Origin of the sequence: Pseudoalteromonas sp. 20-MNA-CIBAN-0454, assembly GCF_040308685.1 — a bacterium.
Lineage (GTDB): Bacteria > Pseudomonadota > Gammaproteobacteria > Enterobacterales > Alteromonadaceae > Pseudoalteromonas > Pseudoalteromonas nigrifaciens.
The window spans coordinates 50,797-64,087 of the sequence record NZ_JBEOOB010000019.1; the positions used below are offsets into that span (position 1 = coordinate 50,797).

Below are 13,291 nucleotides of genomic sequence, written 5' to 3' on the forward strand. Positions count from 1 at the left end.
GCTGAATTCAGCGTGGTTATGCTTTGAATGGTGATTGGTATAGACATTTAGTTGAGCTGCATAGAACGATAAACGGTCAGTCAAGAATTGTGATGTATGAAGTCAAGATTTGACCCCTTCGATTCTCTTTCAAGCCATTCGATAACATAAAATGCTGATAATAATAATTGGCAAGATATTTTACTGTGTCGGATGGCGCTTCGCTTATCCGACCTACATTCGGTGCTTCCTTAGGTAATCGATAATACAAAACGCTAATGTTAATTGAGGCTGCTTTTTTCGTTGGGCTTCGCTGCGCTCAAACCAACCTACCTCAATCAACGTCAAAAGGTAGGTTGGTTAAGCCGAAGGCGCCACCCAACAAAGTTTCAAATTAACGCCTTGAAGGTCCGTTCATGGCACTTTCTAGCAATTCGACAATATAAAATGCTGATAATAATAATTGGCAAGATATTTTACTGTGTCGGATGGCGCTTTGCTTATCCGACCTACATTCGGTACTTTTTAGGTAATCGATAATACATAACGCTAATGTTAACTGGCACTGCCTTTTTTCGTTGGGTTTCGCTGCGCTCAAACCAACCTACGTAGTAACACCTTAAAATAATAAAATAAGGTGTTTTTACTTTGTGATTTTGACTGTTTACTTGCTACTTTTTACTTGCTGATAGCGAGCTAACTTAGTTTGTACTTAGCTTTGCGGTGGCTCTGGCGTGGGTACTATTTTTGATACCAGTAACTGCTCAACCCGAATGCCTTCAACATCTACCACTTCAAATTTAAAGCCGGCGTATTGAATGTATTCTGCACGTTTTGGAATGCGTTTCATGGTATAAATTAAATATCCGGCCACGGTTTCGTAATGACTTTGATGAGGAAACTCATCAATATCAAGTACTTTAGCCAGCTCAACTATGGGGGTTAAACCATCAACTAACCAGGAGTTTTGGTCGCGCTCAACAATTAACTCATCATCGCTGTGAGTAATTAAGTCGCCCATAAAGCCTTTCATTAAATCTTTTACCGTTACTATGCCTACTACTAATGCGTATTCGTTAACTACCACAGCAAAAGGCTGTACGGCTGTTTTAAACGCATTTAATGCCTCTGATAAACTGAGGGTTTCGGGCAGATAAAAAATATCTTTTTCGAGCATTTCGCTATTAATATTCGCTGCATCGCCTTTAAGTACTTGGCGTAAAATATCTTTTGATTCTACAGAGCCGATTAATTTATCTAAATTATCGTTACACACTAAAAAGTGATTATGTGGATGCTCTATTATTTTGTTAGCAATATCATGGCTCGACTCATTAATATCAAAATAAACTATTTGGTCGCGCGGCGACATCACACTCGATATAAAGCGCGCTTCTAGGTCAAATACGTTACCGATTAAATCGTATTCTTGTTGCTGTAGGCTGCCGTATTCTGCACCAGCATCCATCATGGCAACAATGTCTTCTGTGGTTACAATATCTTCGCGCTCGCTTGGTACTTTAAAAATACGCAAAATAATATTTGTTAAACCATTAAAAAATAATACCAAGGGCGTTAAGGCATAGGTAACCCAGCGCATTATTGTTACCACGCGCACAGCAACGGCCTCTGGCAAAATCATTGCCAAACGTTTAGGTAGTAAATCTGCAAATAAAATAAACAGTGAAGTAATGGTTAAAAACGACAGTAAAAAACTAATTTGTGCCAGTAATGGGCCTTGATAAAAAAACTGCAAAACATTTTGCACATAAGGCGAAAGTGCTTGCTCACCCACAATGCCGCCTAATATAGCAATAGCATTAAGGGTTATTTGGATCATGGCAAAAAATGCCCCAGGTTGTTCTTGTAGCTTTAATACTGCCGCTGCTTGAACATTGCCCTCATCAGCCATTACTCTTAATTTTATTTTACGCGATGCTGCAATCGCAATTTCCGACATTGCAAACAACGCACTGATCAAGATTAATAAGCCAATCCCGACTAAATCACCCATTTATAGCTCCAATAAAATACGCTTTTATAGCAAAAGCAGCTGGATTATAGTCGCTTTTTTAAACGGGGCAATTTAAATTTAATATTTATTAAAAGGCTTTTATTATCAATACAATAAGCAGGCCTTTCGACCTGCTTTAAGATTACTTGTTCATCGCACTAATCAAAAACGCCGAAATTTTAGCGCCTTCTCGTAAGGTGGTTTCTGAACTTGACTGCCCTACTAACGAGCTGTCGGTAAAAGGCGCAATTTCCATCATATCGGCACCGGTGATCGGAAATTCATCGGCTATGGCTGATAAAATATCCAGTGCGTGCTGTGGCGTTAAGCCGTTTGCCTCTGGTGTGCCTGTTGCAGAGGCAAATTTTTCATCAAGGGCGTCAATATCAAAGCTAACATACACTTCGTCAACGTTGTCGGCTTTAAGCTGGGCAATGGCATCTGCGGCAACGGCTGCTGCACCGCGTTCTATAATTTCATGCGCCCAATGTTGTTTAACACCAAAGGTGCTTTCCCAATGCTCTTTCGGTTTACCGCTTGAACGAATACCAAATTGAATTAAATGATGTGGCGCAGGTAAAAACTCTAAAATATGCGTACACCAAGAGCCAAAACATAAATCAATGCCTAAGCGCTCAACCAACAAGTCGGTATGGGCATCAAAATGAATAATTGCGGTACGCTTGCCTTGTGCGCGCTTAGCTTTTAAATACGCTTTTGTTAATGGGTAACTAATTGAATGATCGCCGCCAATACCAAAAATGCCTTTATTTTCAAATGTTGCATAAAAGCTGTCGCACACATCTTCAGTGATCGACAGTGGGCTAACGTAATAGTCGTTATTTTCGTTGCCGTATAATGCTTTTTGGCAATTGGTTATAGTGGCTTTGTTTAAGTATTTATCATGTAATAAATGAGGAATAACGCGTACGTCGCCTAAATCGAATGAGCGGCACTGAGGTTGCTGATCAAGTAACGCTGAGCGTAAAAATAACGGCCCCCAGTTTGCGCCACGTAAAATACCGCCGCCACAATCTGAGCTAATACCTAGCATAACCGCTTTATGCGGCGAATTGGGTAACTCGTTAAGCGACTCACGCCATAATGGGCCAATGTTTTCGGTTTGCCCATAAAGCTTATTTCTTAATGCAGCTTTGCGCTCTTTTGCAGTGTTAACTGTATATACACCATCACCTGGTGCGCACAAACAATGCTCAATTTTGCTTTTAAATTCCTGAAATTCGGTGCTCATGGTAAACCCTTATAAATCTATATGTTTTGCGTGGTACTGATTAGTTATGCAAAATTGCTAATATTTAAATACTAACAATAACATTAGTACTGCTTGCTAAAAGCAAACTAACGTTAAATTAGCCTTGCTTCACTAATGTATATACCATCCAAAAAATAACAACTAACCATATGAATAAAAACAACTTAGTGTAAATGTGCCTGTTGTTTATGATAATTTACTCATTACTTTAGACGATCAATATAATGTCTGCCTATACAAGTCAACCGCCTCATTTTACGGGTAATTTTAATATATGCTTGAATATTCAATGTGGGTGAATAAATCAAAACAAATCAACACGGACATACGTCCTGTACTAAACAAACAATTATAGTAATGATGCTAAATTGATAGTAATTTTATAAAGGCTTAGTTATGGAAAAGGTATTTCACTTAGGGTTATGTATTGACGATCTTAAAGGTGCAAAACTGGCTATTGTTCCGGGCGATCCGGATCGTGCTGCACGTATTTCGCAATTTTTAGATAACCCAACTTGCCTGGCTAAAACGCGTGAATTTCATGTTTATTTAGGTGAGCTTAATGGCCATTCTGTGGTTATATGCTCTACCGGTATTGGCGGTCCATCGACGTCGATTGCCGTTGAAGAATTAGCCCAACTTGGCGTGCACAGCTTTTTGCGTATTGGTACTACTGGCGCAATTCAACCACACATTAACGAAGGCGATATTTTAATTAGCCAAGCCTCTGTGCGTTTAGATGGTGCAAGCCAGCATTTTGCGCCGCTTAGCTACCCTGCGGTATCTGACTTTTTTGCTACCCAAGCTATGGTTAAAGCCTGTGAAAACCTTAATATCGATTTTCATATTGGTATTACTGCATCAAGCGACACATTTTACCCAGGGCAAGAGCGTTACGATACGCACTCTGGTTATGTACCAAAGTCGTTACAAGGCAGCTGTGAAGAGTGGCAAAAATTGGGTGTGATGAACTACGAAATGGAATCGGCAACCTTATTTACTATGTGTGCGGCACTTGGTTTACAAGCAGCGTGCGTAGCCGGTGTATTAGTTAATCGTACTCGCCAAGAAATTCCTAATGTTGACCACGGCGAAATTGAAAGAAAATCAGTTGCGGTAGTATTAGAAGCAGCTAAAGTACTGCTCGCTAAGTAACAGTACTTTTTAGTGTGTCAGTTTGCCAAGTTACTCACTTAATGGCGCACTAATTAGCTCAAGTGGTGGCAAGTTTACAAAGCTTGCTAGCACTGCTTGAGCCACTCCTGCTTGGTTTTCATGACCAGCGGTTTCTAACAGTGTTATTCCCTTTACGGTATGTTGATCAAAACTCAAACCGGCTAAAAACAACTGACTTAATGCACTTTGCAATGGCGATAAGCTAGGGCTGTATGCAGCGTTTTCTGCGTAACTGCCATAAAAGTCACCGTTGTTAAACGTAGTGATTTTTACTGCGCTGTAGTTTTGGCTATACGGTACATAGGCTGCTAACGCATAGGCTGCCAGCTGTTGCTCTACTTCTGTATTGTTAAATGAGCGAGCCTGCGGGGCTGGATTAAATAAGCTGTACTGATTGCCTAAATCGGTGGGGCCAAACGAATGCGGTAACAAGTCTGCAAGTTTAAATTGCTGCTCGGGCAGTAAAATATCAAATTCACGCGCATCAGCTAATTCGTTCATAAATTGGCGGCAATAACCACAAGGTGCGTCACTAATCGCTATTTTTAGTATTTTTTTCGCGCCATTTAACCAAGCATTATTAATTGCAGACTGCTCTGCGTGCACCACTAAACTAAGTGCTTGGCGGTTAAACTCGGCATTAGCACCAAAGTAAAAATTAACCTCGCCGCTTTCATCAAGTGCTTTAACGATTGCACCTACATGAAAGCTCGATACGGGTGCTACCGCAAACTCAGACGCTAAAGGCACTAAACCTTGTAATAAGGCGTCGTTTGTTACATTAAGTTGCGCGCATAGTTGGTTAATATTATTTGCGTTTAAAATACCGCGCTGGGTATTTAATTGGCTACGTAAAGCCTGTGTTTGCGCTACGCTTAAAGAGATGTGGGTATTACTAAGTGCGGTGTTTGCTTGTACTAAAAAGGTTGCAGAAGCCATAATATATTTTTTGTTATTCAATGGCTAAGTAGTTTAAAAGGTTAGCGCATAAAATGCCAGCGCATATGCATAAAATAAGGGGTTACGGCGCTGCGCAACCCCCTTATTTTTATTTGGCTATTAACCAGTATTGCGCATACCTGCAGCTATGCCGGTCATGGTGATCATTAACGCGTTATCTATATCGCCTTCACTGCCGTTGTCGCTTGAGCGCGCACGGCGAAGTAACTCTACCTGCAACACATTAAGCGGATCGGTATAAGGGTTACGCAGCGCAATTGACTCTTTGATCCATGGCTGATCGGCCAATAAGCTTTTTTGCGGGCTAAGCGACTGTACTAAACTAATCGCTTCAGCGAGCTCTTTGCGCAAGGTAACACCAAGTGGTTTGTACATATCTTCCACCAGCGCATTATCGTAATGCTCACTTAACCAGCTGTCGGCCTTACTAAATACCATTTCGAGCATTTCTAGGCGCGATCTAAAAAATGGCCATTGTAAGCTCATTTCTTGCAAGGTTTCAACGCCGTATTTTGCCAAGGCCGCTTGTAATCCTGTTAATGCGCCTAACCATGCTGGCAGCATTAAACGGTTTTGGCTCCATGCAAAAATCCACGGTATTGCCCGCAAGCTTTCGACCCCACCTGTAGGGTTGCGTTTTGCAGGGCGCGAGCCAAGCGGCAGTTTAGAAAGCTCAAGTTCTGGGGTTGCCATTCTAAAGTAAGGTACAAAGTTTTCATCGTGGCGTACCACGTTACGATAATGCTCGCACGACTCTTCGCTGATCAAAGCCATTACTTCGCGCCATTGTGGTTTAGGCTCTGGCGGTGGTAATAAATTACTTTGCAGTACAGCGCCGGCGTAAATATTTAAGCTTTGTAGCGCAACATCGGGTAAACCAAATTTAAAGCGGATCATCTCGCCTTGCTCGGTTACTCGCAGTCCGCCTTTTAATGACCCCGGTGGTTGTGAATGTAGGGCTTGTGCAGCGGGTGCGCCGCCTCGCCCTACCGTACCGCCACGGCCATGAAATAACACCAGCTCTATGCCGCGTTTGTCGGCTAACTGTACTAGCTTATCCATTGCTTCGTACTGCGCCCAACCAGCTGCCATCATACCGGCGTCTTTTGCTGAGTCTGAGTAACCTATCATAACGTTTTGGGTGTTGTTAATTTGGCCTCTGTACCAGTCATTATCCAACAAAGTAGTAATAACATTGTGGCCATCATTTAAATCATCTAAGGTTTCAAATAACGGCGCAACCGGTAGTTTAAAACTACAACCGCTTTCTTTTAACAGCAATTGTACCGCTAAAATATCGGAGGCTGTGCGCGCCATCGAAATAATATATAAGCCAAATGTTTGCTCGTCTTGCTGTGCAATCACGTCAAAGGTGTCGAGTACTTCTTGCACCTCTGGGCTTGGCTGCCAACGCTTAGGTATTAGCGGCCTGCGCGAGTTAAGCTCAGTGAGTAAAAAGGCTTGTTTGTCTTGCTCTTGCCATTGGTTGTAATCGCCTAAACCTAAGTAACGCGTAAGCTCTGAAAACACATCACCATGGCGCGATGAATCTTGGCGTACATCTAATTTAGCTAACCGCAAACCAAAACTATTAATACGATGTAATACATCCAGTAATAGGCCATCAGCAACTACTTTCATATTGCATTTTAATAGCGAGCGATAGCACACCTCAATTGGATGTTTTATTTGGTTTATATCGGTAATTAAGTCTTGGGCTTCGCTGCGCTGATTTTTTATTTTTGCGCCTAAATGCATTACGGTTTCTAACACTTGGTTTTTAAGTGTTTTAATCACGCAGCGATAAGGTTCAAATTCTTGCCCCGCAAGGGCTATTAGCTCATCACTGGCATCAGACATCGACAGCTCTGTACTTAGCGTTTCTAGATCGCGGCCATATAAGTCCAGTGCCATCCAACGACCATGATCAAGCACCTCTTTGGTTACTTGTGCGGTTACATAAGGGTTGCCGTCACGATCTCCGCCCATCCACGAGGTAAACTCTATTGGGCTGTAGTTTATTGGTAACTCTAAGCTTAAATGCTCTTTTACATGCTGGCTAAACTCACGTAAAAAACGCGGCACTGCATGCCACAAGCTATTTTCAATCACCGCGTAGCCCCACTTTGCTTCATCAACAGGGGTGGGTCGCGAGCGACGAATATCGTCGGTGTGCCATGCTTGGCTAATTAACTGCGCAATACGGTTTAAAATAGCCTCGCGCTCTTGTGCTAAGTTATCAGTTCGCTCCAATGAAGCTAAGCAATCACTTAACTCAACGTGCTTATTAATAATTGTGCGGCGTGTTACTTCTGTAGGGTGCGCGGTTAGCACCAAGTTTATGTGGAGTTTTGAGAGTGTGTCGGCCAAATGATTGTGATTAAGTTGGCCATTATTTGCTTTAGTTGCTAACGTTTTTAATGTTTGAGTGAGAGGATTTAGCTGGCAAAAGCCAACATCATTAAAACGCGAAACGGTATGAAACTGCTCTGCAACATTGGCAAGGTTTAAAAAATGATTAAATGAACGGGCAACCGGTAACAGCTCTTCATCGCTGAGCGCATGTAATACTTTTATTAGTGTTTTACGGTCGTTTTCGTTGCCACTGCGAGATGACTTTGATAAAGCTCTTATTTCTTCTACTTTATCTAAAATTGCTTGGCCTTGGGCATCTTTAATTGTTTGCCCTAATAATTGGCCTAGTAAATTTACATTGCCTCGCAAGGCGGCATATTGTTCACTCATTTCTCAGTCTCCTTTGTTTCATGGAGCACTATTAATATCACTATGCGCGGTTATTTAATAGATCCATTTGCAATGGTGTGTCGTAAAAAAGCATATGTAAAATAATTACAAAGCAATAACATGATCATTTTTTACGATGCTAACTGCCCATTGTGTAACGCCGAAATGCAACATTTAAAGCGTGCTGACATTAATAATAAAATAATATTAGAGGACCTTAATGCCACTGACTTTAATACGCGTTTTCCTAAGGTAGATAAAAGTATAGCTATGGCGTTATTACACGCAAGAATGCCATCTGGAATAATGATCTATGGCCTTGATGTAACCTACCAAGCATGGAAAACAGTAGGTAAATATCCTTGGTTGAAGATTATTCGCTTGCCCATAATTCGATTTTTTGCTGATTGCACATACACTTTTTTTGCTAAGTATCGCCAGCCTATAAGTCGTTTTTTAATGCCAAACTCACAGTGTAAAAATAATCAATGTAAAACCAAAAGTGCAGGTGATAAATGAAAACTATTGTTTTATTTGGCGCAAGTAGCGCAATTGCACAAGCTTATATAGCGCATTTAAATAACCAAGTAACCCAGTACCATATTGTTTGCGTAAGCGCGGGCTCGCGCAATGCACAGTACAATAACCTAAATAATATAACGCAACTGCAAAGCGATTATTCAAAGCAAAGCTTAAACAATGTTACCGCTACACTACAAAACCAGCAGGCTGATTTACATCAGGTAATTATTTTTAATGGCCTTTTACATAATCAGCAACACATGCCAGAAAAAAAGCTAGAGGACATTAACAGCGATTATTTTAATCAACTATTGCAAGTTAATGCGCTTACACCCCTGCTATGCCTGCAAAGTGTATTACCATTATTAACACCTAAAACCCACTGCACTATTACCGCATTAAGCGCCCGGGTTGGCAGCATAAACGACAATAAACTTGGCGGCTGGTATACCTATCGTGCATCAAAAGCGGCGCTTAATATGTTATTTAAAACTGCCGCCGTGGAGCTGGCAAGGCGCGCTAAAAACACTAAGCTCATTTTATTTCATCCCGGTACTACCGACACTGAGCTGTCTAAGCCTTTTCAAAAAAATGTACCGCCAAACAAGCTTTTTACTCCTGCGTTTGTAGCGCAGCAATTATTTGAACTGACTAACAATAACCCTAATTTAGAACTTAACGGTGAACCCGCCTACCTAGATTGGCAAGGCACTGCTATTTCATGGTAGGTATTCCATGGTAAGGATTTTTTAATGCATTTTACTAAAGCGCGCATTGCAGCACTTGAAAAACACACGCGTACCCACTTTATAAACTCGTTGTCGGGCTTTAAAAGCGCTAACTTAATTGGCACTCAAGACAGCCAAGGCAATACTAACTTATCGATTGTTAGCTCTGTTATTCATTTAGGTGCGCACCCGCCATTAATTGGTATGATAATGCGCCCCCATAGCGTACCCCGTCACACTTTCGAAAATATTTTAGCAACCGGTGTTTATACTATTAATCATGTTAATAGTGCTATTTATCAGCAAGCACATCAAACCTCGGCGCGTTATGATAAAAACGAATCAGAGTTTGCTGCCACTGGTTTAACAGCTGAGTATTTAAATGAATTTAGTGCCCCATTTGTACAACAAAGCCGCTTAAAATATGCGGTAAAATACATTGAACATCAGCATTTAGCAGTCAATGGTACTGAGCTTGTGATTGGCGAAATAATGGACGTATATTTAGACGAAGCAGCACTGCAAAGCGATGGCTTTTTAGACTTACAGGCCATAGATACGGTAGCTATAAGCGGGCTCGACAGCTACCACAGCACTAATAAACTAATGCGCCTGCCTTATGCTAAAAAGTAATCAGGCTGCGCATACATTATTTGCAGCTTTTAATACACTGTAGAGTAATCATGATTGATAAACCGCAATTAATCCCAATATACTCACTATATTCGCTTTACCGCTTTGCCCTAAGGGAAAATAATGAAAACGCTTAAAATTGATATTGTGTCGGATGTAATGTGCCCATGGTGCATTATTGGTTATAAAAATCTTGAAAAAGCACTCAGTGAATTACACGGTGAAATAAACGCAGAAATTAGCTGGAAACCGTTTGAGCTTAACCCAAATATGCCGCCTGAAGGCCAAGACTTAAATGAACATTTAACGCAAAAGTACGGCTTAACACCAGAGCAAAGCAAAGATAACCGCCAACGTTTAATAGACGCCGGAAAAGATGCCGACTTCACGTTTAACTTTGACGATAAGCGAATGATAATAAACAGCTTTGATTGTCATCGTTTATTAGCATGGGCTGCCACTTTAAATAAGCAAACCGAGCTAAAACTGGCTTTATTTAAAGCGCATTTTTCTGACTTAGTGAATTTAAACGAGCAATCTGCTTTGCTTGATATTGTTGCAAGTGTTGGCCTTGATACAGACCGTGCTCAAGAAATTTTAGCCGGTGGTGAGTTTTTTCAAGAAGTGCGCAGCCAGCAAAGTGACATACAGCAAATGGGTATTACCACAGTGCCTACTTTTATCATAAATGAGCAATACGCCCTTACCGGCGGACAACCTAGCGCTGCATTTGTGCAAGCTTTTAAGCAAATAACTGAAGAAGAAGCACAGCAAAACGCTGAGTAATTAAACTCTGAATTAAAGAATTTAAAAAGGCTGCAATGTGCAGCCTTTTCTTTTAATTTAATTTAATTTAATTTAAAGTATTAAGCCTGTTAAACTGCACTTAATACATGCACTTAATACATGCACTTAAAGAATATTAAGTACGGTAAAGCACTTTAATCACATGCCAGCCAAATTTAGTTTTAACTAAATGCGGCTCTAAAATAGCGCCATTAAACGCAATTTTGTCAAACTGTGGCACCATTTGCCCACGTCTAAATTCACCTAAATCGCCACCTTTTTTACCCGACGGACACGACGAATACTTTTTAGCTAAGGTTTGAAATTTTGCACCTTTACCTAATTGCGTAATAATATCTTCTGCAATTTCTTTATGTTTTACCAGTATATGCAGTGCGTGCGCTGTATTTGCCATGTGAAAGCCTTGTAATATCGGTTAAATTTAAACGCCGCGATTTTAGCACAGCTAGTTAAATCAGGCAGCTACTATAGTGCTTCATTGATGTGTTGAGTGCGCTCAAAAAAAACCAGCATCGCTTTAGCCTAAAATTATATTTAATCACTAGCGTTATTAGTGCTGCACTGGCTTTTTTTGTAATTTGCGCTGTAATGTTCGTCTATGCATATTGAGCTGCCTTGCGGTGCTCGACACATTACCATTATTACTGTGTAGCACTTGCTGAATATGCTCCCACTCTAAACGCTCTGGCGACATAACTGTGGTTGCAACATCTAAGCTTATTGCAGTATCGCACTCTTGATTAAGTGCTTTTAGTAAGGTTGCCATATCAACAGGTTTGGTAAGGTAGTCGTTGGCCCCTAAGCGCATTGCTTCAACTGCGGTGGCAATACTGGCAAAGCCCGTGAGTAATACAATATGCACGTGTGCGAGCAAGCTGCGCAGTGGTTTTATTAACGCTAAGCCATTGTCGTTACCTAACTTCATATCTAACAAAATAGTAGCGGGCAAAAACCGCCTTGCACTAAGGAGTGCCTCACTTTGGTTATGCGCTATTTCGCAGTTAAAACCATATTTAGTTAGCCGCCTTGCCAAGGTACTAGCAAGGTTTATATCGTCTTCAATAATTAATATTTTCATTCACTTTGCTCGCTAAAAACAGTTGCTAATTTAACTTTAGCAATTGCACCACACTGGGGGTGATTATATAAAGTTAGCGAGCCATTTAAACGCTCAAAGGTTACATTAGAAAGCAGCACAGCCAGCCCCATACCATGATCGCTGGGCATTAACTGTCCACCTAAATCGTTGAGTTGCGTTGCTGAAAAGCCATTCCCAAAGTCGCGAATAAGCAAGTAAACATATTCGCCGCAATGCTCCTCTTGCAGCCAAGTAAGCTCAAGCACATTTTGGTCTTGCTGCTGATTAGCGGTGGCTGCATTTTGGAGTAAATTTAAAATAGCAGGTAGCAACATAGCATCACTGTTTAATATAGCGGTATTAATGCCACCCGTTTGGTTTTCTATAATCCACTTTATTTGTTGATCGGGATATTGCAGCAATAGCGTATCGGTAATTTGCTGTTGTAATTGCGCCGTTGTAATGTGTTGTTGGGTGTTATTAAGGCGCAGCGCAGCAGAGAGTTTTCTAAAACTATCTAATTGTGTAGCGCATTGTTGTAGTGGAGTTTGCATTTGTTGCACTACAAGGTTATTTGGATGATCCTCTAATAACTCTTCAAATAGTAACTGTAAGTTAGCAATTGGTGTAGCAAGCTGATGCGTTATTTGCGCTGCTGCGCCATCCAGCGTTACTAACTGTTCACTGCGTAATTGTTGTTCGCGCACTTGAGCAATAGTGCGTTCGCGCTCTTTTAAGGCGCGGTTCATTGCACCAATCACTAACGCTATTACACTGGCACTCAAAACAAAGTTAATCCACATGCTAATAAAATGGCCGCTCATGTTCATTTGGTGCATGTTATGTTCGGGCATTTTAATCAGTAATACACTATACGCCGCAATGGCTAATACCGCGATATAAGCAAGCCCTTTGCCACTTAGCGTTACCGCTGCAATCATTATTGGCAGCAATAATAACGACACAAATGCATTGGTTGCGCCACCACTGAGTGATAACAAAATAGTTAAAAACAACACGTCGGCGGTTAATTGCATCAGCATGCCCAGCGGTTTTGCTTGGCTTACATTACGATAAGCCAGCACACTCATTAACTGAAACCCCGCTTCTAGGGCAATCACTAACAGTAAGGGCATTAATGCTATTTGATGATCTAATAAAAAGTACACTATAAGCACAGCAATAAGCTGCACAGCTATGGCACCACTGCGTAACATTAAAAGTCGGCTAATAGCCGGATCGGTGCGAATTAACAAAACACATGTTACCTAATTGAATTTTAAGAAAAGCTATTTTAATGCTTATGCAATACTTAGTCATCATTCATCGACATTGTAACTAGGTACAAAGTGAAGTATTAAAAGGCCACGGCACTG

12 protein-coding genes are annotated in these 13,291 nt (G+C 41.1%); 5 read left to right on the forward strand and 7 right to left on the reverse strand.

Annotated elements, in window-relative coordinates:
- Positions 1-691 precede the first annotated feature (691 nt).
- Both paeA and AAEZ22_RS10830 read right to left on the reverse strand, forming a co-directional pair.
- Positions 692-1,993 carry a polyamine export protein PaeA gene (paeA, locus tag AAEZ22_RS10825; protein WP_011329947.1) on the reverse strand — a complete coding sequence of 434 codons (1,302 nt, stop codon included), beginning with the start codon at positions 1,991-1,993 and terminating at the stop codon, positions 692-694.
- Between the two features lie 142 nt (positions 1,994-2,135).
- Positions 2,136-3,245 carry an arginase family protein gene (locus AAEZ22_RS10830; protein ID WP_058374934.1) on the reverse strand — a complete coding sequence of 370 codons (1,110 nt, stop codon included), beginning with the start codon at positions 3,243-3,245 and terminating at the stop codon, positions 2,136-2,138.
- 417 nt (positions 3,246-3,662) lie between these two features.
- On the opposite strand from AAEZ22_RS10830, the gene udp reads away from it, so the two are divergent.
- Complete coding sequence (gene udp / locus AAEZ22_RS10835) at positions 3,663-4,421, forward strand: uridine phosphorylase (protein WP_011329945.1); 759 nt, start codon at positions 3,663-3,665, stop codon at positions 4,419-4,421.
- 30 nt (positions 4,422-4,451) lie between these two features.
- On the opposite strand, the gene cdd is transcribed toward udp, so the two are convergent.
- Entirely contained in the window at positions 4,452-5,381 is a 930-nt protein-coding gene (cdd, locus tag AAEZ22_RS10840; protein WP_338411844.1) for a cytidine deaminase, read from the reverse strand.
- Between the two features lie 120 nt (positions 5,382-5,501).
- Positions 5,502-8,147 carry a phosphoenolpyruvate carboxylase gene (ppc, locus tag AAEZ22_RS10845; protein ID WP_182677989.1) on the reverse strand — a complete coding sequence of 882 codons (2,646 nt, stop codon included), beginning with the start codon at positions 8,145-8,147 and terminating at the stop codon, positions 5,502-5,504.
- A 120-nt stretch (positions 8,148-8,267) separates the two neighbouring features.
- On the opposite strand from ppc, the gene AAEZ22_RS10850 reads away from it, so the two are divergent.
- From AAEZ22_RS10850 to AAEZ22_RS10865, 4 genes are all read left to right on the forward strand, one after another.
- On the forward strand, positions 8,268-8,666 hold the full coding sequence (locus tag AAEZ22_RS10850; RefSeq protein WP_011329941.1) for a thiol-disulfide oxidoreductase DCC family protein: 399 nt from the start codon (positions 8,268-8,270) through the stop codon (positions 8,664-8,666).
- Positions 8,663-9,397, forward strand: a complete 735-nt coding sequence (locus AAEZ22_RS10855; protein WP_197182873.1) for an SDR family oxidoreductase — start codon at positions 8,663-8,665, stop codon at positions 9,395-9,397. Before AAEZ22_RS10850 ends, AAEZ22_RS10855 begins: the two co-directional genes overlap by 4 nt.
- A 24-nt stretch (positions 9,398-9,421) precedes the next feature.
- The gene (locus AAEZ22_RS10860; RefSeq protein ID WP_197182874.1) at positions 9,422-10,030 is read left to right on the forward strand and encodes a flavin reductase family protein; all 609 of its coding nucleotides are present in this window, start codon (positions 9,422-9,424) and stop codon (positions 10,028-10,030) included.
- 123 nt (positions 10,031-10,153) lie between these two features.
- Entirely contained in the window at positions 10,154-10,816 is a 663-nt protein-coding gene (locus AAEZ22_RS10865) for a DsbA family oxidoreductase (protein ID WP_011329938.1), read from the forward strand.
- A gap of 136 nt (positions 10,817-10,952) precedes the next feature.
- Here AAEZ22_RS10865 and AAEZ22_RS10870 read toward each other — a convergent pair whose 3' ends face one another.
- The 3 genes from AAEZ22_RS10870 to AAEZ22_RS10880 all read right to left on the reverse strand — a co-directional run bounded on the left by AAEZ22_RS10870 (position 10,953) and on the right by AAEZ22_RS10880 (position 13,171).
- Positions 10,953-11,231, reverse strand: a complete 279-nt coding sequence (locus AAEZ22_RS10870) for a peptidylprolyl isomerase (RefSeq protein WP_011329937.1) — start codon at positions 11,229-11,231, stop codon at positions 10,953-10,955.
- A 156-nt stretch (positions 11,232-11,387) separates the two neighbouring features.
- Positions 11,388-11,915 (reverse strand): response regulator transcription factor, encoded by a 528-nt coding sequence (locus AAEZ22_RS10875; protein ID WP_197182875.1) that lies wholly within the window; start codon positions 11,913-11,915, stop codon positions 11,388-11,390.
- Entirely contained in the window at positions 11,912-13,171 is a 1,260-nt protein-coding gene (locus AAEZ22_RS10880; protein WP_197182876.1) for an ATP-binding protein, read from the reverse strand. The genes AAEZ22_RS10875 and AAEZ22_RS10880 overlap by 4 nt, the downstream gene beginning before the upstream one ends.
- Between the last annotated feature and the right edge of the window lie 120 nt (positions 13,172-13,291).